The sequence below is a fragment of the Arachidicoccus terrestris genome, assembly GCF_020042345.1.
Taxonomy (GTDB): domain Bacteria; phylum Bacteroidota; class Bacteroidia; order Chitinophagales; family Chitinophagaceae; genus Arachidicoccus; species Arachidicoccus terrestris.
In genome coordinates this window covers 3,059,512-3,081,057 of the sequence record NZ_CP083387.1, presented here as the reverse complement: position 1 = coordinate 3,081,057, position 21,546 = coordinate 3,059,512, and the positions used below count along the sequence as shown (strand labels likewise).

Annotated in this window: 13 protein-coding genes; 1 reads left to right on the top strand and 12 read right to left on the bottom strand. The window is 44.6% G+C overall.

All coding sequences use genetic code 11. The features are described from left to right. Positions 1 to 19: 19 nt before the first annotated feature. The 11 genes from K9M52_RS11975 to K9M52_RS11925 form a co-directional block, all read right to left on the bottom strand. On the bottom strand, positions 20 to 1,216 hold the full coding sequence (locus K9M52_RS11975; RefSeq protein ID WP_224068661.1) for an AGE family epimerase/isomerase: 1,197 nt from the start codon (positions 1,214 to 1,216) through the stop codon (positions 20 to 22). Between the two features lie 4 nt (positions 1,217 to 1,220). Then, positions 1,221 to 3,095 (bottom strand): alpha-L-fucosidase, encoded by a 1,875-nt coding sequence (locus K9M52_RS11970; RefSeq protein ID WP_224068660.1) that lies wholly within the window; start codon positions 3,093 to 3,095, stop codon positions 1,221 to 1,223. Positions 3,096 to 3,168: 73 nt separating this feature from the next. Next, positions 3,169 to 5,316, bottom strand: a complete 2,148-nt coding sequence (locus tag K9M52_RS11965; RefSeq protein ID WP_224068659.1) for a glycoside hydrolase family 31 protein — start codon at positions 5,314 to 5,316, stop codon at positions 3,169 to 3,171. 10 nt (positions 5,317 to 5,326) lie between these two features. Beyond that, positions 5,327 to 7,891, bottom strand: coding sequence for a glycoside hydrolase family 95 protein (locus K9M52_RS11960; RefSeq protein ID WP_224068658.1), 2,565 nt, complete (start codon positions 7,889 to 7,891; stop codon positions 5,327 to 5,329). Positions 7,892 to 8,032: 141 nt separating this feature from the next. Next, a complete protein-coding gene (locus tag K9M52_RS11955) occupies positions 8,033 to 8,725 on the bottom strand; it encodes a hypothetical protein (protein ID WP_224068657.1) in 693 nt (230 codons plus the stop codon). 29 nt (positions 8,726 to 8,754) lie between these two features. Further along, positions 8,755 to 10,197, bottom strand: a complete 1,443-nt coding sequence (locus K9M52_RS11950; protein WP_224068656.1) for a RagB/SusD family nutrient uptake outer membrane protein — start codon at positions 10,195 to 10,197, stop codon at positions 8,755 to 8,757. A gap of 10 nt (positions 10,198 to 10,207) precedes the next feature. Beyond that, on the bottom strand, positions 10,208 to 13,348 hold the full coding sequence (locus K9M52_RS11945) for a SusC/RagA family TonB-linked outer membrane protein (protein WP_224068655.1): 3,141 nt from the start codon (positions 13,346 to 13,348) through the stop codon (positions 10,208 to 10,210). Between the two features lie 388 nt (positions 13,349 to 13,736). After that, positions 13,737 to 14,561: a YncE family protein gene (locus K9M52_RS11940; protein WP_224068654.1), complete on the bottom strand. Its 825-nt coding sequence runs from the start codon at positions 14,559 to 14,561 to the stop codon at positions 13,737 to 13,739. A gap of 59 nt (positions 14,562 to 14,620) precedes the next feature. Then, entirely contained in the window at positions 14,621 to 16,168 is a 1,548-nt protein-coding gene (locus tag K9M52_RS11935) for a rhamnogalacturonidase (RefSeq protein ID WP_224068653.1), read from the bottom strand. 186 nt (positions 16,169 to 16,354) lie between these two features. Further along, positions 16,355 to 16,804, bottom strand: coding sequence for a c-type cytochrome (locus tag K9M52_RS11930; RefSeq protein WP_224068652.1), 450 nt, complete (start codon positions 16,802 to 16,804; stop codon positions 16,355 to 16,357). Positions 16,805 to 16,828: 24 nt separating this feature from the next. After that, a complete protein-coding gene (locus K9M52_RS11925) occupies positions 16,829 to 18,145 on the bottom strand; it encodes a PQQ-dependent sugar dehydrogenase (RefSeq protein WP_224068651.1) in 1,317 nt (438 codons plus the stop codon). 261 nt (positions 18,146 to 18,406) lie between these two features. On the opposite strand from K9M52_RS11925, the gene K9M52_RS11920 reads away from it, so the two are divergent. Beyond that, entirely contained in the window at positions 18,407 to 19,942 is a 1,536-nt protein-coding gene (locus K9M52_RS11920) for a hypothetical protein (protein ID WP_224068650.1), read from the top strand. A gap of 82 nt (positions 19,943 to 20,024) precedes the next feature. Here K9M52_RS11920 and K9M52_RS11915 read toward each other — a convergent pair whose 3' ends face one another. Then, positions 20,025 to 21,173 (bottom strand): glycoside hydrolase family 88/105 protein, encoded by a 1,149-nt coding sequence (locus tag K9M52_RS11915; protein ID WP_224068649.1) that lies wholly within the window; start codon positions 21,171 to 21,173, stop codon positions 20,025 to 20,027. Between the last annotated feature and the right edge of the window lie 373 nt (positions 21,174 to 21,546).

Genomic DNA, 21,546 nt, shown 5'->3' with positions numbered 1-21,546 from the left:
CATACAATCAGATACCTGATCAGAAGAGCTTTTTGCCCTCAGATAATCTCTGTACTCTTAGCAAGGCCTCCAGATAATAATAATCCGCATATGCCAACGGGACATCCACTTCGCTATCAGAAGGCTTAGAACCCGTGCTATGCAAAAGGATAAAACCATAGTTTTTGCCGACAGCGGCCCGGTATGCCTTTGTCAGGTTAGATAAAATCTTCCCGGCCAGGCTCTTATAATACTGTCCGTTTGTACTGTAGCTGCTCAGTTCCAGTAAAGCCGAAGCCATAACGGCGGCGGCAGAGACATCCCTTGGTTCATTCGGAATGCCAGGCGCGTTAAAATCCCAGTAAGGAATTAAGTCCTCCGGCAGGTTCGGATGATTGAAAATAAATCCGGCAATATGCTGTGCCTGTTGTAAATACTTCGGATCCTTCGTCTCCCTGTAACACATTGTGTAACCGTATAGGCCCCAGGCCTGACCCCGTGCCCAGGCGGACTCATCAGAATATCCCTGGTGTGTTGTCTTTTTCAGCACTTTTCCGGTATTGGAATCATAATCCACTACATGATAGGAGCTGTAATCTTTTCGAAAATGGTTTTCCATGGTCTTATTGGCATGGCTGACCGCCATATTGTAATAAGTGGAATCTCCTGTAAGTTTGGCGGCTTCAAACAATAATTCCAGATTAAGCATATTATCAATGATGACAGGATACGCCCACTTGTCTTTATTATGGTCCCAGGAGCGGATAACGCCGGCCGTTTTATTGAACCGAGTACTGAGTGTCTTCGCAGATTGGATCAGTACCTGCCTATAATGATCATTCTTTGTAAGCAGGTAGCCATTACCTACACTGCAATACACTTTGAACCCCATGTCATGGGTGCGGCCATTAAACTGTTCTTTCTCAATATTTGCTGTAAACTTTTCCGCAAGCCGGCGCCATTTTATATTCTTGGAATAAGCATATAGACGCCATAGCTCTCCCGGGAAAAAACCGGAGGTCCAGTCGCTGGACCTTACAAGACGCAACCGTCCTTTTTCAACTGTTCTGGGAGAGACTAACGCCTCTGAATCATTTTTAACTTTCGAAATCTCAGCCAACATGACGTCAGTCTGTCGTTCGGCATCTTTGAACGTGTTCTTAATGTTCAACTTCTGAGCCTGGGCTATGCCTGACAATAATAAGGCAACAACAACTGCATATATTTTGTTTTTCATTATCTTATTTTTTGATCAATTGTAGTTCCAGAGGGCGCATCAATTCCCGCTCCGTAATCTGGGTCGGCTGTATCAATATCTGATGTTCACCTGCTTCTAATGTGATGTCGCCGAGTTCCATATTTTCAATCAAATCTCCTTTTCTGGAAGGTTCAGTCCGAATCGTTGTCAGTAACTTCCCATCTACCAGAACGTTACAAGTTCCTCCAGTCTCCGTATTTCTGATTCGCTTAAGCACCACACGAAATGCCAGCTTCTGATCATTTCTAAACTTCCAGCTGAGCGTCTGAAAGGCGGAGCTCCAGCCATTCACATAATAACGATCTCTTTTCCCATCACCAAAACCAAAACCTTTACCGACTAACAATGCATCATAAGCCAGCATTCTGGTCATTGAAACATTAGGGGCCAGAAAACGTATCGAATCAAATTTTTCAGGTGTGGCCAACTCGAGAACCACTACAGTGTTTACTGTATCCGGTGCTTTGTCCGGTAAGCCGATAGTAAGATCCAGTTTACCAGAACGGCTGACGCTAAGTCGCCGGCCTTTATCCGTTAAAAGATAAGCCCTTTTGCAAGTCGATACTAAACCGCCAACATACAATTTTCCATCAGTCGGATAATTGAATACATGCAGATATAATTTTCCCGGTTTATAAGTACTGACCCCCCAGCTTTGCAGCGGCAATGGAGTTGCTGTCGTACCGTATATGCTTTCGCCATTGTTTTGCATCCACCGCCCGATCCCGCTCAGGATCGTCAAATCCTCGGATGCCATTTCACCGGTACCCATCGGCCCTATATTCATCAATAAATTGCCCCCCTTTGCCGCCGCGCTGGCCAGTAAACGAATAAAATGACCGGCAGGTTTATGTGAATGATCAAATTTACTGTAGCCATAGCTTTCGTTAGTTGTGGGAATCGCTTCCCAATCACCGGCAACCGGGTAAAACTCCGCCGGCCTGTCGGCGGTATTCTTATAATCACCAAAATTATGCCCTGAGCTCCTTACCAGCCGGCCGTTTATAACGACAGTCGAATCCACTTTACGGATTGCCTGTAAAATGCGGAGATTTTCAGACAAAGGCAGTTTATGCGGTGTATCAAACCACAAAATATCGGGATGATATTTTTGAATCAACTCCAATATCTGAGGTATCGCTTTCCCGTTGACATACTTCTGCACCTTCCGTAATAAGTCCGGATGCAGATTATACCAATCACGACCGCCATATAACTGCAGATCCCCGCCGGGATTTTTGTACTCCCAGTCATTGCCAGGCGCATCAGGATGTTCCCAGTCAAAGGCATGGGAGTAATAAAAGCCAAACTTAAGGCCCTGCTTTTTACAGGCGGCTCTCAGAGCCGCCATCGGGTCCTTTTTATAAGGCGTCTTTGCACTAATATTAAAGTCAGAAACCTTTGAGGGGTACATCGCAAAACCGTCATGATGCTTAGCCGTTATAACAAAATAGCGCATACCGGCATTTTTGGCTGCAGCAATCCACTGGTCAGCATCGAATTTCACAGGATTAAACCTGCTGGCCAGTTCTAAATATTCTTTTCGCGAAATTTTCTCCTTGCGCATCAGGTGTTCTGCATATCCGCCCACCTCCTTACCCTTCCACTCTCCACCGGCCAGGGAATAAATACCCCAGTGCACAAACATGCCGAACCTGGCATCCCGCCACCACTGAATGCGCCGGTCATGATTTTTCATCGAAGCCGTCCACCAGCCATTTAACGCAGCAGTCACCGCTTTGGCATCGCGCTGGTCGCCTACTTTATTAAACATATCCTTATCTTCATCGCCCTTTACCTGCGCTACTGCCGATAAAAATGAGCTAAGGCATAAAATGACTACCGCTACTTTTCTCATCACTAGATGTTTTTTACCCAAAATGTTGTATAATTATTACAATTCGGTCACAGCCCGTCTGCTATCTCCATTTTTATTTTTCTGCCGTCATAAAACGAAAGGTTATCTTACGATAGGTCTGAACCGCTTTGTTATGTGGTTCCTCCACAGAGCCTGTCAATCGCCCTTTTGCATCTTTAGTAACAGTGACCTTCCGCCAATCAAAAGCGCCTTTTTCATAATCCATTGTCTCCCCGTCATCATCATAGAGACGGTAGGTAGCTGGCATATCTCCATATACCCTGACCTCAAGGTCCACCTGCTGCCCTTTTTCAGGCGCATGCAACATGGAGGGCATCATAGGAATGATTCCGCCATTTTTTACATACACGGGAATCTTGTCCAGCCCCGGCGCAACGCTGATGATCTCGCCATCTCCCACATATTTTCCAGTGTAAAAGTCATACCACTTCCCTTTCGGCAATATAACCTTTCTTGACTGCTGACCTGCGAACAGGGGCGCCACCAACAGATACTGCCCGGCCATATATTGATCTTTCACCTCTTTGGAAACAGCCTCCAGATAGGGATTGTCTTCCAGATTGTTCTTTACAGAGGCATGCGTGCTATTTTCAAATCCGGGTTCAAGACTCATGCCTCTAAAAACAGGCGTCCCTTCATAATGATATTTAGCGAATTCTGAATACCAGTAAGGCATCATGCGCATTCTTAACAATGCCAGTTTTTTAATGGGTGCTGCAACATCCTTATAAGACCACGGCTTGGTACCGCTGGACCAGGCATTAATCATAGCCATCGGCGAGAATATAACGGTTTGAAAGCGGCGTATCCACTCCTCTGAAGTCTTGGACGCCCGTACTTCAGGGGTCCATAATACTCCAATATAACCGCTGTTGATCAGTGCGGTAATAAAATCCTCGTGGTTATAATAATCATTGTAAATAACATAAGGGAAACGGTTAGCTCCCGCATTTGAAGCGCGCACCAAACCATAAGTGCGTTCATTTCTCTTTCTGAATAAGTCGAGACTATAACGCATGGCCAGTACGCCATAGGTCTGCCGCATTTGTTCACCGGTCAGCCCGCCGGGAAACCGGGCCACGTCCGGCCAGAGATAATAATCATATCCGTCCACTTCATCAATCTTATAACCGCTGACACCAATATCTACCTGATCTTTCTTCAATTGCCCAAAGAAAATCTTACGCGCCTCCGGAATAGTAAAATCCGGCACCTCACCCAGCCATACTGTGTGCGTCCCCGTATAAGGCGCAATCTCCTTATAAAAAGAGGCCGATTTGGAAACATAAGGATTGATCCACAGATTGAGGCGTATATTCTTATCCAGCATCTCCCGGACAAAACCCGCCGGATCGGGATAGCGCCTGCTGTCCCACTCAAATGTTCCCGGATAGGCCCGGCTTTGCCATCCAGGTTCCAGCCCGACAAAGTCCAGCGGATATCCCTTTAAACGGAAAGAATCTACCTCTGCTTTCACTTCACCTGCAGTAAATAGTGATTTAACCCGTTGTGTAAAGCCCAATCCCCACCTGGGCGGCAATGCACCACCACCATTGAACAGATTGTAGCGCCTTATTGCATCCAGAGCTGTCGGCCCGGCGAATATATAGACCTCCGTTCCCGTCGCGGGAACCAGTACTTCAAGAGCATCTGAATAAGGGCGTGAACTCCAGGTCTTATCTTCATTACGATTCTTCTCTGCAGGCCGGTGCTTACTGTCTTTTCTTACAGCAGAGCCGGCATAAACGGTAATATATCTCGCTGAATTAATAAATACACCATACCCTGCGCTGGATACATAAAAAGGGACCGGTGCATGTGTTCGCCCATTGTCTTTGCCGCCGTAGTGATCTACATGCAGTCTTAATATTTTGCCTCGCTGATGCACTGTTTTAAAATGCAGGCCGAGGCCAAACAACTGCTCCGACCGCCTGAGCGGAAATCGCAGATAGGTTTTTCCGTCGGTGGCAGTCGCTTGAATATCCTGTTTGTCGAGCGGGAAGGACACTTCCCCCATTTTATGTAAGGCTGCAATAGCGGGACGGGCACCGGCCGCCTTCAATAAATCATACTGCTCCGGAGAACCGGCGACTCCTTTCCATATGCCGGGCGCCACCTGCTGCCAGCTAAGTTGCTGTGCGGCCACGGTGCTGCCAGTTAAAGCAAATAGAAAAACAACCAGTATATTTTTATAAATCATAATTGTTATATTATAATGGCACGATTGTATATCGCCCACCCTTTTCAGTTTTGAAGTCAATTGTGTAGCCAATTGTCTCGTTGACTTTCACCAATTCTTTTTCTGTATTGTTGTCATATGGCGTCAGTCCATAAGGCGCTAGTAGCAGGTTGTTCAAAACACCTGAAGCTTGTTTTGAAGCCACCTCAAGGACTTTGACCGGCTGCAAGGTATGCAAACGGCACATCCCTCCCTTCTCGGCATAGATAACCGCTTTACTTAGCCTGTTATCTTCCCAGCTAATGGACACTTCAAAATCTCCCCTCGCTCTTAGGCCCTTAATGCGTCCTTTCTTCCATACGGAAGGCAGGGCAGGCAACAAAAACAGGTAACCTTCATGACTTTGTAACAGCATCTCGGTCATACCCGCGGTGGTTCCGAAGTTCCCGTCGATCTGAAAGGGCGGATGGGCATCAAAAAGATTCGGATAAGTGCCTCCACCTCCCATTGTTTCCCGCTTCTCACGTGGATTGATATAATTAAAGGCATCACTTAAAATGCTGTAAGCATGATCACCATCATGGAGGCGCGCCCACCAATTCACTTTCCAGGCCATGCTCCAACCAGTGCTTACATCGCCGCGGAAGATCAGAGACTTCTTAGCCGCCGCAGCAAGTTCCGGCGTTCTGCTGAGTGTGATCTGGCTGCCGGGATATAAGCCAAACAGATGGGAAAGATGGCGATGATGATCATCCGGCCTGTCCCAGTCTTTGAACCACTCCTGCAGTTGTCCGTATTGTCCAATATGAAATGGATACAACTTCTCTTTTACTGAGATAAGTGTATCAGTAAAATCTGCATCTACATGTAGGGTATTCGCGGCTTTTATTACGTCGGTAAACAGTTCCCGGATAATGGACATATCCATGGTGCTTGCCATCCCCACTTCATACTCTTTGCCGTTTACTTTCATTGTATTTTCGGGAGAAGTCGAAGGATTGGTCACCCAATAACCGGTAGCAGGATCCTTTACCAGCCAATGTAATAAAAACTGGGCGGCCCCTTTCATCAAAGGATAAGCGGTTCCTTTTAAAAAGGCTTTATCCCCTGTATATAAATAATGCTCCCATAGGTGGGTACTGAACCAGCCACCGGCCATTGGCCAGCAACTCCATCTGGGATGGGCACCTGGATCCACCCAGCCCTGCCCTCCGGGCGGCGAGGTTTTGGCCCAGATATCTGAATTATGATGCACCACCCATCCTTCCGTAATGCCATAATTTACCCGGGCCGTAACCGCCCCGTTGACAGCCAGCTCTTTCATAAAATCAAATAACGGCTGATGGCATTCAGAAAGATTTGTGTTCTCCGCCAACCAGTAATTCATTTCAGTATTGATATTGGTCGTATAGTTGCTGCCCCACGGTGGTTGAACATGATCATTCCATATACCTTGCAGGTTTGTCGGCCGCGAACCTGGCCGGGATGCCGCAATCATTAAATAACGGCCAAACTGATAATATAAAGTTTGCAATCCATAATCACGGGGGTCTCCCGTAAACGCTTTCAATCGTTGGTCAGTCGGCAAAGTGGCATTCTCTGACTTATTATCGATTTTAAAAGAAACCCTGTCAAATAAATGCTGATAATCACTTATGTGATCGCTACGGAGGTTATCAAAGGACTTGCTTTCCGCCCGTTGCATATTTGCTGTTGCCTCTGCATGCGGATCCTTTCCATCTTTACCCGGCGACTTATCGAACCCATTAAAACTAGTGGCATTGGTCAGATAGATCGTAACGGTGTTGGCTTTGGAAACATTGATATTATCCTTGCCACCCTTTACTGAACCGCCTTCAGCCATCACCTTAACCAGTACTTCAAAATTAGTCCCCTCTCCATTCCAGTCATCATAAACCACCTGTTTTTTTTCATAGGCCCTGTTGGCCACATACTTGGGTGCCTTTCCTTCCAAACGCAACCCGTTATTTCCACTGGCAGAAACGCGGTATTTTAGTTTACTCGTAAGCGAGACAGCCAGGTCAATGGCATTCTTTTTGTCCGCGGTAATCCGCACGGCCATCACCTTATCCGGATAACTGATAAATGCCTCGCGCGTATACTTTACGCCGTCCATTGTATAATTTACCGTCGCAATAGCATCGGTAAGATTCAGGTCGCGATAATAATCTGAGCTGGCCGTATCTGTTGCTGTCAATTTCAGCCACAGATCAGCCATTGGCAGGTATCTTGCAGAATAAGGGCCCTGCATCTTCTTCCACACAGTAGTGGCACTGTCATACTTCCCCGCAAAAATGAGCTTACGGACATGCTGCAATATAGCAGGACCGCCCGGGGTATTACCCGGATCAGGTGCACCCGACCAAAGCGTATTGTCATTGAGCTGAAAACGTTCCGTACCTACACCTCCAAATACCATAGCGCCCGTTTTCCCGTTCCCCAAGGGCAATGCCTCTTCCCATATGGAAGCCGGAGCTCTATACCAGAGCTTCAAATTCCCGGAAGACGGTACAGACTGAGCGGACATCGCAATACTTGCCGACACGAATAATACAAACAATAAATGTCTAATCATTTTCACATCATTTAGAAATGCAACAGAAAGTTAGCCCGTTTAAAATAAAGACGAGCTAACTTTCGTTGGTTTTATTTCGAGTTCCCTACTACCTATTCTGTTGAAGATACAACATTATACATAGACCTGATAGCCCATTTTCTAGTCGGCCTCTATATAATCTACCACTCGGTCTACTACGTGTACCGGGCCGTTAGTGGCAATAATACCTGCTGTCCTGGCCTGTGTATTTCTCCCACTGCCGATAAAATCATTAATTCGGAACTTCATATTCTGGTCATTTACAATACTGAAATATATGATGCTGCCCGGGTTATTGGGATCCGCTCCCTCCGGCAACATTGTTTTAGTTTCCACCGGAGTCGGTCCCACCGTGCCAAACGTATAATCGCCGTCAGCAATCAGGTATAGTAACCAGTTTTTGACAGAATCCTTGGGATAGTCCTCCCATTTTGTAGCTGTTGTTGCGGGATCTCCGATTAAATGATACCCGAAATAGCAATCATTTGTAATCTTTCCCTTATTCAGCCGGAATATGGCATCGTTATGCAGGAAAATAAAGGTTTTATTTTTCTGAAGATAAAGATTGGTATCAATACCTGAATACAAAATGCCCTCATACATCATTTTAAAGATGGTATCATTGGGATCAGCCCCTAAAGCGCGTTCCTTAAGAAACTGCCAGGCGGTCTTATTAATATGCGGGTCGAGTACTTCCGGTTGAAAATGCCAGTCTTTCTGCCTTTCCAGGCCCAAAAGTTTTTTACATCCTGTCATCGATATAAGTGTCAATAACACCGCTCCGGTCAGCAACACTAATTTAATATTTTTCATTTCGAGTAATTTTATGGTTACAAGTACTTTTAATACGGCGGATTCTGTTCCAGTTTTGTATTGGCATTTAATACATTGCCGTCGATTGGCCACAGAATGGTTCTCGGATCTCCCCATCCCACTTCAGGCGAAGCCGTTTCTGCCTGACGCTGTTTTAATATCGGATCCATCACCTCTATCACCTTATCGGTTCTTAGTAAATCAAACCACCTTTTAGCTTCCATAAAGAATTCCAGCTTCCTTTCAGATAGTATCGCATCTTCCATTATCGCTTGATTGTTCAATGAATCAGCACGGTATATTTCCACGCCAGCCCGGGTACGGACTTGGTTTAAAAGATCTAAAGCAGTAACCGGATCATTTAGTTTATTGGCAGCTTCTGCTCTCAGTAAGACAACATCTGCCCACCGGTATATCGGAAACAGAATATTAGCTTCGGCACCGTTTGGATAAAGTTGATTTCCTTTAGCGTCCAGATTAGGCGCATAAAACTTTAATATCTTATCATGCCAGTCGTTATTAAAATCGATGGTCTGCGGACCACGTATATCTGCCGGCATAGTCGTCCAGTAATTCCACACAGAGTCTTCCACTTCAAAATCACTGTTTGTATTCCCGGCCCCAATCAGTGTGGAGGCATCTGCTCCTCCATCCACTGTCCAGTCCCAGAAGACACTCCAGATAGCTCCTTTTGTGGAAGCGGGCGCAATAAACAGGTTCTTCCAGGTCGCGGTCGGTTCCAGGCTATAGGTATCCAGTGCCAGAAGCTTATTATACCAGTCAACGGCTGCCGGATAGTCTTTTTTCCACATAGCGACATCCATTGCCAACGCATAGGTAGCGCCAATATTCGCTTCAAATACATTATTTAGGGAGGGATTGGATAAGGTTGCCGCCCGCTCTAAATCTTTTTGGATCAATGTATCAACAATGATGTCGCGTGGTGTCCTGGCTTTATCGGGACTCATGTTAATGTCTTCATAGGGCTCGGTCCAGACAGGTACATCGCCCCAGAGTCGGATCAGCCAAAAATAGCAAAGTGCCCGTGTGGTATAACATTGTGCCAGATAGTGATTAATGGCCTCCTGGGCTATTCCGGACTGATATTTTTCTTTTACAAGAGGGATATATTTTATCCCGAGATTTGCCCGCTGGATCGTAACATAGAAATTGGTCCAGTTTGACCCGGTAATCCCTGCAGTAAGCCCATTCATGGCATAAGAAATATTACCATACTGCCCTACCCGCACCTCATCCGTACGTGCGTCACCGTAGAGTGTATAGTTATTGTCAAATATGGATTGTATGCCATCATACATTGCGGCAATACCCGCTTTGATATCATCTTCTGACTTCCAGAAAACGGTAGATCCTATTTCCGTCTGCGGCTTCTCATCCAGAAATTTCGTACATCCGTTCAACAGACTTACCAGTGCCGTTAAAATCAATAGATTCTTGAATATCTTCTTCATAACAATTGTTTTAAAAATTAATGCTGGCTCCTATACCTACTTCTCGTCTCCTCGGGTAACGACCGTTATCCTGTCCCATTTGCAGTGGATCATTAGAGGGGAACTCGGGATCAAACCAGCTGTAATTGGTCCAGGTAAGCAAATTCGAACCGTAGACATATACACCGGCCCCTTTGGCAAAAATATGTTTTACCCACTGGCTTTTTAGGTTGTACGTAAGTCTGGCATAGGACAACCTTATGAAAGAGCCGTCCTCCAGGAACCGGTCGTTCATCCTCATGTTCCCTGTTGTCTGCCGGCGGCTGACCTCAGGGACATCAGTAATATCCCCCGGTTTAGCCCAGGCTGCATAGATAGTAGCCGGCCTTGGGATTATATGTGTCGTTCTATAATTATCCAATGTCTGAGCAGCGTTATTGTAAATCTTATTCCCCCAGGTGGTATTGAAAGTGAAAGACAGGGAAAATTGCTTATACGTGATGGTATTGATCAGTGCGGCGAAAAACTTGGGCTGCGCATTCCCCAGAACCTGTCTATCCCGGTCATCAATGACACTATCCTTATTCCTATTGTCAAAAATAACATCGCCACCCCTCAGTTTGCTTCCTCTTCCATATAAACTATGTACATCTCCGGTATATGGCTGTCCATTATAGGTGTAACCTGTAAATTGCCCCGCGGCATCGAAGTTAGGTGTCAGCCGCTCCCAATCATCATTATAGGCATTTGACTCATCATAAGCATATACGCCCAAAGCTTTCCAGCCATAAAAATCGCCTAATTTACCATTTTCCCTGATCAGCCAGCCGGCCTTCCCATCATCACCGCTGTTTCCTGAAACAAAGGATTCATGATTGTAAAGTGATTTGACAACACTATTATACGTTGAGTAGTTGGCGATGACGTTCCAGCTAAAATCCTTCTTAGAGATCGCTGTCGTGTTAATCTGGAATTCAAAGCCTTTGGTCTGTATACTACCTAAATTAACCCGAACACTATTAAATCCGGTTTCTTTTGCCAGGGGACGGTTATACAGTAAGTCTTTTGTTGTCTTATCATAATAGTCCACTGCAATAGAGATTCGGTTCTGAAGCAAACTCAGATCCAATCCGATATTTGTCTGAATCAGGCTCTCCCACGCCAGTTTAGGATTGCCAAAAGAACTTCCGAACGCGACACCCGCCACACCATTGTAATAATAGCCAAAGCCATAACGTTGAAGAGCGTCATAATCACCAATGCGTTCATTACCTACTTTTCCATAGCTTGCCCTAAATCTACCATCAGACAATAGCGGCTTCGCCCACTGCATAAAATTCTCTTCGGAGAATCGCCATCCGGCGCCCACAGTGGGGAACAACCCCCAACTGTTATCTTTACCAAATCTGGAAGAACCATCATATCTGACAGAACTATTGATTGTATAACGACCTTTGTAACTATAGCCGATTCTCCCAAACAAAGAAGCAAGGGAATTCCCGCTGGCATCGAACTGCGCGGGTAAGATCGTTTCTGCGGAATTAATGGCAATAATTGTTTCATTGGCATAATTTCTGGCCTTGGTACTTGTACTGTTACGCTGGCTCTTTTCCGCGCTGAAACCAGCTGTCAGGTTCAGGCTGTGATCCTTCCCTAATATCGGATCATAATTAAAGTATGCCTGATACTGCCACTCCGTTGATCTATCCGAAGCTTCGCCTCCGCTATTGGCCAAGGGGTTGTTGGAACTTAAAATCTTGGGCGAGAAATCCACATCTCTTCCCTGCCTGTAGAGAAAGGTAAAGTTTGTCGTGAATTTGAGGTTCTTTAAAAATGAATACTGCATCTCATTAAACAACTGCGCGTCATATTGATCCTCCAGCGCCACCTCATATAGTGCGACTGACAGCGGATTACGCCGGCCGCTGACGTAACCGGTCAAACTGCCATCAGGATAATATAATGTGAAGTTCGTCGGTCGCTGGAAGGTCTGATTGATCGTATTCCCTTCGTTAATATTATTGCGTTTACGATAGCCAAACTGATACCTGGTACTAAATCTGAACTTAGAGGAAGGTTTGAAATCCAGATTGGTCCTCGCCTGGATCTGCTTGCCCCAACTATTTAAAATCAACCCTCTGTCGTTTACATACCGGAGACTGGTATAATAATTCAAAGTTTTACTTCCGCCACTGACCCCGAAATCTGCCTGGTCTCTGATCGCCATTCTGGTTAGTGCATCCTGATAATCATTGTCGGCGTTAAATCCAGGGTTTAGCGAATCTGCACTGGTTCCGGCACTGGCCTTTGTCGGGCTTTGCTTCTGTCGGAACAGCCGGACCTCATTTGCATTTGCCTGACGCAGTTTATGCGCTAAAAACCCATAGTTTCTAAGATATCTCGCGTTGATCTTTGGCGCACCTGCGACTCCTTGCTTAGTGGTAATAATAATTACACCATTGGCCGCACGAGACCCGTAAATCGCGGAAGACGCCGCATCTTTCAACACTTCAATGGACTGAATATCATTGGGGTTGATATCATTTCCATTGGCACCGACCACTCCATCAATAACATACAACGGTTCATTACCGGCACTGGAAAAAGTGGATCCTCCCCGAATGGTAACCGAGCTCTCAGCCCCGGGTTCTCCCGAATTATTTATAACCAGCAAACCTGCGGCCTGCCCCTGCAGGGCATCGGCAATATTAACTGCCTGCCGCTCTTCAATTTGCTTCGCGCTGATGGAAGTGATCGCACCGGTTACGTCCCGCTTCTTTTGAGTGCCATAGCCAATAACAATCACATCATCCATGTCAGAAGCAGAAGGCTGCAATATGATATCGATTACATTTTTATCGCCAACAACTTGTTCTTGTGAAAGGGTACCCACAGACGAAAATACCAGAACAGCATTTTTATCGGGAACACGAATAACATAATGACCTGAGCTGTCAGTTGTTGTGCCAAACTTACTATTCTTTATCAGAACGGTGGCTAAAGCAATAGGATCACCTTCAGCATTATTGACGGTACCTGTAACTTCAATTGGTTTATTCTGTGCGCCCGCTGAACTTGGCGATAAGGCCCAAAGAAATAAAAACAATAACGGCAGTCCGTACATATAAATCATACGCACGGGCCGGATTAACCAGGAAGGTTTTTCAAGCATAAGACAATTTTTTTTGTACTGAGAAATAAGAAACTTATTTAACAAAGCTATAGTTGATCACAACACAAATATTGCATAAAATGACCCTAGCACTAAGCTATTTTAGCACAATTTCAATCTATCCCGATTAAAAACCTTCATGGTATTTCAATTCCGTGGAAACTCAAAAAAAATAATGATGGTCTCGGAATAATCAGGCGGCAAGTAACAAACACAGTCTATTGTAACGCTGTCAATCAAGGAAACGTAGGCGTTTAAAAATGAATTCATGGCATCCTTGTACATCGACAAAGAAGCTCTACATAGACTATCCGGCACACTATACCTTCAACCCGACAAGCCTGTATCTCAGCACCGAAGGATGCTTAGTACTGCCTTAACATACAAATTATCTTAATTGATATGCCGCCACTGTCTTCCCATTAAAGGAAGGAACATAAATAATCCGTTTATGCGGATCAAATCCAAGATCTGCGGCGTTCTTTTTTTCCATGCGCGTATCCAGCAGTATTTCAAACTGACCATTAGAAAATACATAATATACAAAGCCAGACCAGGCTGTTACCAGAAAATCTCCATTGCCAACTGGTTCAATTCCGTCAATGCCAGACGGCAATTCGGCTACCCTGGATAGCTGTTTTCCGGCATCCGCTTTCATTAGTGTTTTTCCATTGGCAAAAAATAAATTTCCTTTGACAAATTTGAGCCCGTTGGCCCCTTTAATGCTATCCAAATAAAGCTCAGGCCGATAATCAACTATCCGCCAAATCCTTCCTGTTTTGGAATCGGCAACAAAAACGGCCTTGCTTCGAGAATCTACCGCGATATCATTCAACCTTTTAGCGCCCTTAATATGAATCTTTTCTTGAACAGCATGTCTGTCTGTATTAACCACCACAACCTCGTCGTTATCCGCTACATATAGCAAATTACCGATACGGCCAAGCCCCTTGGGCGCATTAAGACCTGTTATCCAGTTTGAATTTACTATTTGTCCATTCGTTGAAAGAATCGCAACCCCACCTTTCCCATCATTGGCCCACCCTTCTCCGTCTATGAGCGAAACATATAAAAGTTCGTTTTTAAAATCCGGAAGCACCGATTCAGGAATAGCCAAAACAGTATCCGTTTCCCAAACTTTTGTAATAGTATGCTTTTGAGAAAAACATTCAAACGCCAAAAAGAGGCCGATGCTCGTTATAATGGTCTTCATATTTGTACTGACTTTAGGGTTTATAAAATAATTTCGGCAAATCTTCATTGCTGTAAATCTCAAAGTGTTTTATTAGCAACGTTTTTGAGACTACAATCATCGATCCCCTGTACACTTTTCAGGCTCAGGTTACTGACGTTCTGCAAAATCCCCCAAGGGGTTCCTGTGGATTTCTGACTCTGTATATCATACAAGATAGCGCCCTTTACATCATTCAGAATAAAAGGCGGCCTGCCTTCTTCTTTCATAAAACTGGTTTGAACGTCATGCATTTTTAAATTTCTGACATGACGAATATAAAATCCGTAAGCCGGCATTGTCCCCCAGCGATATGGCTCAGGGTAATCATCTGTAAATTCTGGCACTACCCTATTCATCGAATCCTTCGCGCCACCTCCCTTATAGTAAATACGGATATTGCTTAACTGAAGGTCTTCGATGTCATGGCCTGCAACCCCGCTAATAATTGCTCCATGGCGTGGGTCTACGTTATATGCCACCAGATTATTGATAATAATCCTTCTACAAGCGCCAATTGGTATCGTGTCCGGGCCTCTTTGCCGAGCACCAAGTCTGATAAATATCGGTGCGTTTACGACATCCCGCATGGTAATATTAGAAATCGTCACGTCTTCCAAAAGACCTCCATCAACCGTCTCCAGTGCAATTCCTCTGCAGTAGTCAAATACGCAGTTAGAAATAACAATGTTTTTAAACCCTCCATTACTTTCTGTTCCAAACTTTATCCTGCCAGTGGGGTTCTTGTCAGAATACCGGGTATAGTTTCTTGTAAAAGTACCATTCATAAAAGATCCTAAATCATAACCGCTTACCTGGCAATTGGTTATTGTAACGTTCTCTGTTGGTTTTGCGTAACCCAAGGCGAATGAACTCTTCAGGCAGATACCATCATCAAATGGAGAATTTACCGTACAATCGGAAACACGTACATTTTTACAACAATCAATATCGAAACCATCCCTGTCCGTATCTACTTTCAAATTATGAAGCGTCAAATTATCAACACCTGTCGCAAGAATAGCAAAATGACCGCCGTGCAGAATAGATATATCTTCAATATTCACGTTATGGCAGTTCTTCAACCCTATGGCTTTGTTGCCGCCACCTCTCGGTTGTCTGGTGCTGCGGGTAAGTCCCTTGCCCCAGATCATGCCTTGCCCGGTAATGGATACATCATGAACATCAATGCCCCAAATTAAACTGTTTTTCCAGTGATTGTGGCCGAAATCCTGGTATTTATCATAGGCCGTTTTGGGTTCAGGGTCGTCATATCCAATACCATTCACTTCTTTTGCGCCCAATAAAATAGCGCCCTCATCCAGAAATAAAGAGATATTACTTTTTAACCGGATGCTATAAGTCGCATAAATGCCGGGCGGAAAATAAATTGTCCCTCCGCCGTTCTTAGCGGCGATATCAATTGTCCGATTGATGGCATCGCCGTCATTGGTAAGACTGTCCCCCTTCGCGCCGAAATCTCTGACATTATAGAAGGTTTTACCGGGCTGGGCAGATAATGCGGAAGAAAGTCCGAACAGAAAAATCACCAGTACCACTGATAACAGGTAGCATATCCCTTTTTTCATCTTCTTTGGTATAATGTAAACCACCGTTATTTCGGCGGGGGGAATAATACCAATTTTCCTTTTTTATTTTATCATATGATTCACCAAACATATACCAGGCTTATCTACATTTTCATAGGGCAAACAATCGTACACATTCACGCTATTTAAACATCAAAGAGAAACACTTTGCAATAATTAATACTTTTATCGGGTGCTTCTTAAACGCTTCACATCCGCCGCCTTAATTAAAGTCGCTTTGTTGCCAAAATCATTTCTGACATATGTCAACACATCTGCAATCTGTTGATCTGTCAGATAGTTCAGCGGAGGCATATTGTTTGAGTAATTATTTCCATCAATATCCACCCGCTCCTTGAATCCCTTTAAGACAATATTAATCAGCCCCACCTTACTGCCAAGCACATAAGATGTTTGAATCAGCGGGGGATTCAGGTTATCAACTCCACCACCATCGAATTGGTGGCAAGACATACAATGACTTTTATACAACACTTCCCCTCTTACAAAAGATTCAGTAGAGTCAGAAAAACCACCATTAGCTGTTCCTGGGGCAATACCTTGTAAGCGCGCTGTCGTAAAAAACTGAAAGACAAAAATGAAAACAACAAAGATACCCAATATTTGCTTTCTCATTATTAAACAATTTATAACTGCAGCTTATTTGCTGTAGACAATCTTAAATATTCTCCCCTTCGCATCATCGGTTACATACAAGGCACCATCCGGCCCCAGCGCCAGCCCGCACGGCCGGTATTTTGCTTGCCTTGGCGACATCAATTCTCCGCCGGCCAATTCTGAGAAATTGTCTGCAAAAACTTCCCAGTCACCAGAAGGTCTGCCATTTTTAAAAGGGACAAATGCAACCATATAACCAGCCTGCGGCTTGGGTGAGCGGTTCCAGGATCCGTGGAAAGCGACAAACGCACCGTTCTTATACCGATCAGGGAACATACTTCCTGTGTAGAATAATAAGCCATTGGGTGCCATATGACCCGGAAACGCAACAACCGGATCTATATATTTGTCGTGTATTTCCTTTTTGCCATCACCACCGTATTCAGGGGCAAGCATTTTTGCTTTCTTAAACTGATCATAATAGATGAAAGGAAAGCCTGCGTCATCTCCCTTATGCACCATATACATGCACTCTGCGGGCAACAGGGAGGATACATTCTCATCGTAGTATTGTGGAAAAATATCGTGTAACTGGTCCCTGCCGTGTTGCATGACAAACAAAGTGTTGTTTTGCTGATTCCAGTCGAGTCCGACGACATTTCTCAATCCTGTAGCATATCGCACACCCTGCCCATAGGACTGGTCCAGTTTATCCGCTTTAAACTGCCATATGCCACCGGCTGAATCCAATAATGGACAACCCGGAATGCCCATAGAGCCCCTCTGGCGATCATTCTCCTGACAGGAATTCAACGGGGACCCAATATTTACATAGATATTGCCGTCATTGTCTAGTACTATCGACTTTGTCTCGTGTTGCCGGCCTTTTAACAGCCCAGTAATGATTTTTTCCGGTTGATCCGGGTTGATGACTTCATTTTGGTTATTTAACTTATAGCGAAACACTTCGCTATTCGAGGAAGCATACAGATACCCGTTCTTTAAATAAATACCTGTTCCTCCATAATTAGCAAATCCGCCAATTTTTCTGGCAGCGCCATCTTTGCCTATTTTTAAAACCAATATACCTTTACCATCAATCGGCTTGGCCAGCTTCACATACATAAGTCCCTGTTCCGTTATTGCCAAATGCCGGGCTTTCGCTTTCAGGTCTGCAACAACAATCGCCGAAAAGTGAGCGGGTAGTTTTAGCTGTGTCGTATCTCCCGGAGCCTGTCTTAGTTCCAGCTTTGTTTGCGCCATTAATTGTGTACCTGCAAAATGCAAAGACAAAAGCAGACAAAATAACAATGCAGTCCTACTTGCGCCCAGCAAACTGCTTAAATTATAGTTCTTCATTATTACCCGCGTTAATAATTATAATAGCGTGCATCCAATCTATATCTCTATACAACCGGAGCATTTTACAATCCGGAACGATGAAACAGAAAAACAGGGTTTCCCTGATTCAATCCCATAGCAAATTAAATATTTAATCGCTATCAGGGAAATAAGAAAATTTGCAAATCATTCAGCTATTATGGCAAAAGAGGTAAAGTACTGTTTTTTTGTACGAATATTGTGCGAGATATCACTTCCATCAAACTAATCTCTTTGCCCATGCCAAAAAGAGCTTTTAAATCACTAATATTCAGCGGGCTTTGCCTGCTTCTATGTGTTTCATTTATCAAATCAGGCATCACGCCCTGGTCATCGGAACTTGTTGAAGTCCTTCCAAACGGCCATTTAGTATACCGCCCTGACAAACAAGGGAACATTCTGCCGGATTTCAGTAGCGTAGGCTATATGCAAGGAGGCATAACGCCTCCTGAAATCCCTGTAGTGAAAACCATTGAAGCAGCCAAAAACGGCAGCAGCCAGGCAGTAATTCAGAATGCCATCAATGAGGTATCGGGTTATCCTCTGGACAAGAATGGATTCAGAGGTACCATTCTTCTTAAAAGGGGTACTTATAAAATCGAGGGGACAATTCAAATACATACCAGTGGAATCATATTACGCGGTGAAGGAGAAGGAAAGGATGGCACCCGGTTAATTGCAACAGGCACAACACAAAGGAGCCTGATCAATATATCCGGAACAGGTTCCTTAAGGAAAATAAAAAAAAGCCAAGTGGAGATCACTGATCAATTTGTTCCGGTCGGCAGTAAATCAATTAGCGTATCATCAGCAGAACATTTTAAAAGAGGAGACTCTGTTATCGTATTTCGCCCTGGTACAGCCAGCTGGATTCACGACTTAAAAATGGACCAGATTATTGAAAGAAAAGGAACCCGACAATGGTTCCCCCGGGAATACGGCTTGGCATTCGAAAGAATCATCACTCATGTAGAAGACAACAGAATTTTTCTTGACAATCCTATCGTAATGGAAATGGAAACCAAATACGGAGGCGGGTCCGTATTTTCTTATCATTACCCGGGACGAATTGAAAAAGTAGGTATTGAAAATCTATATTGCGCCTCAACCTACACAAGTGATACTGCTGAAAATCACGGATGGATAGCCATTCGTATGGACAAAATAAAAAATAGCTGGGTGCGGCAAGTAACATCTCAATACTTTGGCTATGCCTGCGTCAGTTTAGGTTATGGTGCCAGAAACATTTCCGTATTACATTCAAACTGCCTGGATGCAAAATCTGTCATTACAGGCGGGAGGCGCTATTCGTTTGCCAATGATGGTCAAATGAATCTCTTCATGGACTGTCATGCGACGGAAGGCAGGCATGACTACGTCACCGGAGCCAGAGTTTGCGGGCCCAATGTCTTCTATAATTGTACCGCCAATAATACTCATGCAGACATAGGCCCCCACCATAGATGGGCCACCGGCACCTTATACGATAATGTAAAGACTACTGGAGAAATTAATATTCAGGACAGGGGAAACTGGGGGAGCGGGCATGGCTGGAGCGGCGTAACCCAGATACTTTGGAACTGCAGCGCCAGAGCTGCGGTTGTGCAGGACCCCTGGGTCTCAGGTCATAATTATTGTATAGGCCTGCAAGGCAGTATCGGAAAAGCACGTTTCCCGGAAAGGAATCAGGGTATATGGGAAGGCCTGAACAGAAAAAGGTTGCAGCCCGCATCTTTATATATGGCCCAACTAAAACAAAGGTTGGAGCAGCAGTAATAATCATCTATTCCGGTGATGCGTATATAAAGATTTCCTGTCTGTAACACGAGCGGGACGGATTTTCCGGTCCGGAAGAAAACTAAAGATAGCCGCTGGGGGCAATTAAAGCAGTTGCACACCATAACAAGGGGGCCTGACCGTGCAGGTCTCCGATATTACGTTTGCGGTCAAGATAATATTGATGATCATTTTTCTTGTTCGTTCCTTCGCACACATTAGTAATATTATCGTCTGAATTGATATATTTAATGAGGGAGAGCCATGCTTTCCGCGCAGCAGGGCCATATATCTTTTCATCTAACCAGCCTTCTTTAACACCTGTAATAAAAGCAAAGGTAAACATACCGGTACAAGATGTTTCTTTCCAGGAAGTCGGGTCGTCGATCAATTGTCTCCACATCCCGTCTTTCGCCTGGTATTTCAGCAGCGTCGCCATCATTTTCCGATAACCAGCCAATATACGTGGCCGGTTTGGATTGTCTTTAGGCAAAGAGCGCAATAACTCACTCATGCCGGCGGCCATCCACCCATCTCCTCTTCCCCAGAAGTAAGGCACATCAGGTGCGTGATAAAACAACCCGTTGGGCTGCTGTAATGAGTCCAGATAGAACACCATTTCTTTGGCAGCCTTGTCAATATACATCCGGTTGCCAGTCGCTCTGTATGCCTGTGACTGAACAGCGGTAATCATAAACATATCGTCAATCCATAACCGGGTTTGCCAGCTCAGGCCCTTGTCGTAGAACCGGTGTGATGCTGCCGTCACCCGCTTTCCTTCAGGCGGTCCCCACTGTCTGTCAGCAAATGTCTTTCCCAGTTTTAAATAACGCGGATCCTTTGTCTGTATATAAAGCTCCAACGGCACCGATCCGAATACAGCATAATCCACGTGATCTGGTATCGGTACCAGTGTGTCGCGATTTCCCAGCAAGGGCTCAAAACGATCCGCCAGTTGCCGAACCATTTTTTTATTGCCAGTCACCTTCGCGAAAGTCAGCGCGCCGTACCAGGTACAGGACTCGGGATAGGTAATCACTTTAGGGGGTGTTGTCCTATTAAAGTTGGTGTGTGGCGTAGCGATAAACTTCGCCGCAATTCTCTCTCCTATGTCTTTAGGGGAGCAGCCACCCGGCCAGTTGTTAAATGAACTAATTTTAGCTGTTTGCGCTGGCAAATTGGCATAGCCAATTAAAGCGGCCACGACAAAAAGAATACGAATCGATTTCATATATTTATTTTATAAATACTTCACTATTTATTTCCTGATCATCCTGCGCCTCAGTATATCCTTCTCTGACATTAATTTTTCGATCGTCAAAATTAATCGTATCGTGGAAAATCCAATTCCCTATTTTAGCAATTATATAAGGGGTATAAGCTAATCCACACTCTTATATCAGCTGCCTATCAGTTATATAGCCGGGTTACTTTAATAATGGAAGAATGATAAATCAGGCCGGACGTCTTTATCCACCCGCTCTGAATCCCAAATATAAAATTAAGACCTATCAAGAGGTGCATACAGGCTGACAGATCTTTTTATATTTCAAAAGCTTACAATAGCTTTATTTCTTTAATATGTAAACGATTTCATTGCCTTT

Bases quoted from the DNA above. Each gene is read 5' to 3' on its own strand.
- K9M52_RS11975 (WP_224068661.1), bottom strand. From the start codon at position 1,216: ATGAAAAACAAAATATATGCAGTTGTTGTTGCCTTATTATTGTCAGGC.
- K9M52_RS11970 (WP_224068660.1), bottom strand. From the start codon at position 3,095: ATGAGAAAAGTAGCGGTAGTCATTTTATGCCTTAGCTCATTTTTATCG.
- K9M52_RS11965 (WP_224068659.1), bottom strand. From the start codon at position 5,316: ATGATTTATAAAAATATACTGGTTGTTTTTCTATTTGCTTTAACTGGC.
- K9M52_RS11960 (WP_224068658.1), bottom strand. From the start codon at position 7,891: ATGATTAGACATTTATTGTTTGTATTATTCGTGTCGGCAAGTATTGCG.
- K9M52_RS11955 (WP_224068657.1), bottom strand. From the start codon at position 8,725: ATGAAAAATATTAAATTAGTGTTGCTGACCGGAGCGGTGTTATTGACA.
- K9M52_RS11950 (WP_224068656.1), bottom strand. From the start codon at position 10,197: ATGAAGAAGATATTCAAGAATCTATTGATTTTAACGGCACTGGTAAGT.
- K9M52_RS11945 (WP_224068655.1), bottom strand. From the start codon at position 13,348: ATGCTTGAAAAACCTTCCTGGTTAATCCGGCCCGTGCGTATGATTTAT.
- K9M52_RS11940 (WP_224068654.1), bottom strand. From the start codon at position 14,561: ATGAAGACCATTATAACGAGCATCGGCCTCTTTTTGGCGTTTGAATGT.
- K9M52_RS11935 (WP_224068653.1), bottom strand. From the start codon at position 16,168: ATGAAAAAAGGGATATGCTACCTGTTATCAGTGGTACTGGTGATTTTT.
- K9M52_RS11930 (WP_224068652.1), bottom strand. From the start codon at position 16,804: ATGAGAAAGCAAATATTGGGTATCTTTGTTGTTTTCATTTTTGTCTTT.
- K9M52_RS11925 (WP_224068651.1), bottom strand. From the start codon at position 18,145: ATGAAGAACTATAATTTAAGCAGTTTGCTGGGCGCAAGTAGGACTGCA.
- K9M52_RS11920 (WP_224068650.1), top strand. From the start codon at position 18,407: ATGCCAAAAAGAGCTTTTAAATCACTAATATTCAGCGGGCTTTGCCTG.
- K9M52_RS11915 (WP_224068649.1), bottom strand. From the start codon at position 21,173: ATGAAATCGATTCGTATTCTTTTTGTCGTGGCCGCTTTAATTGGCTAT.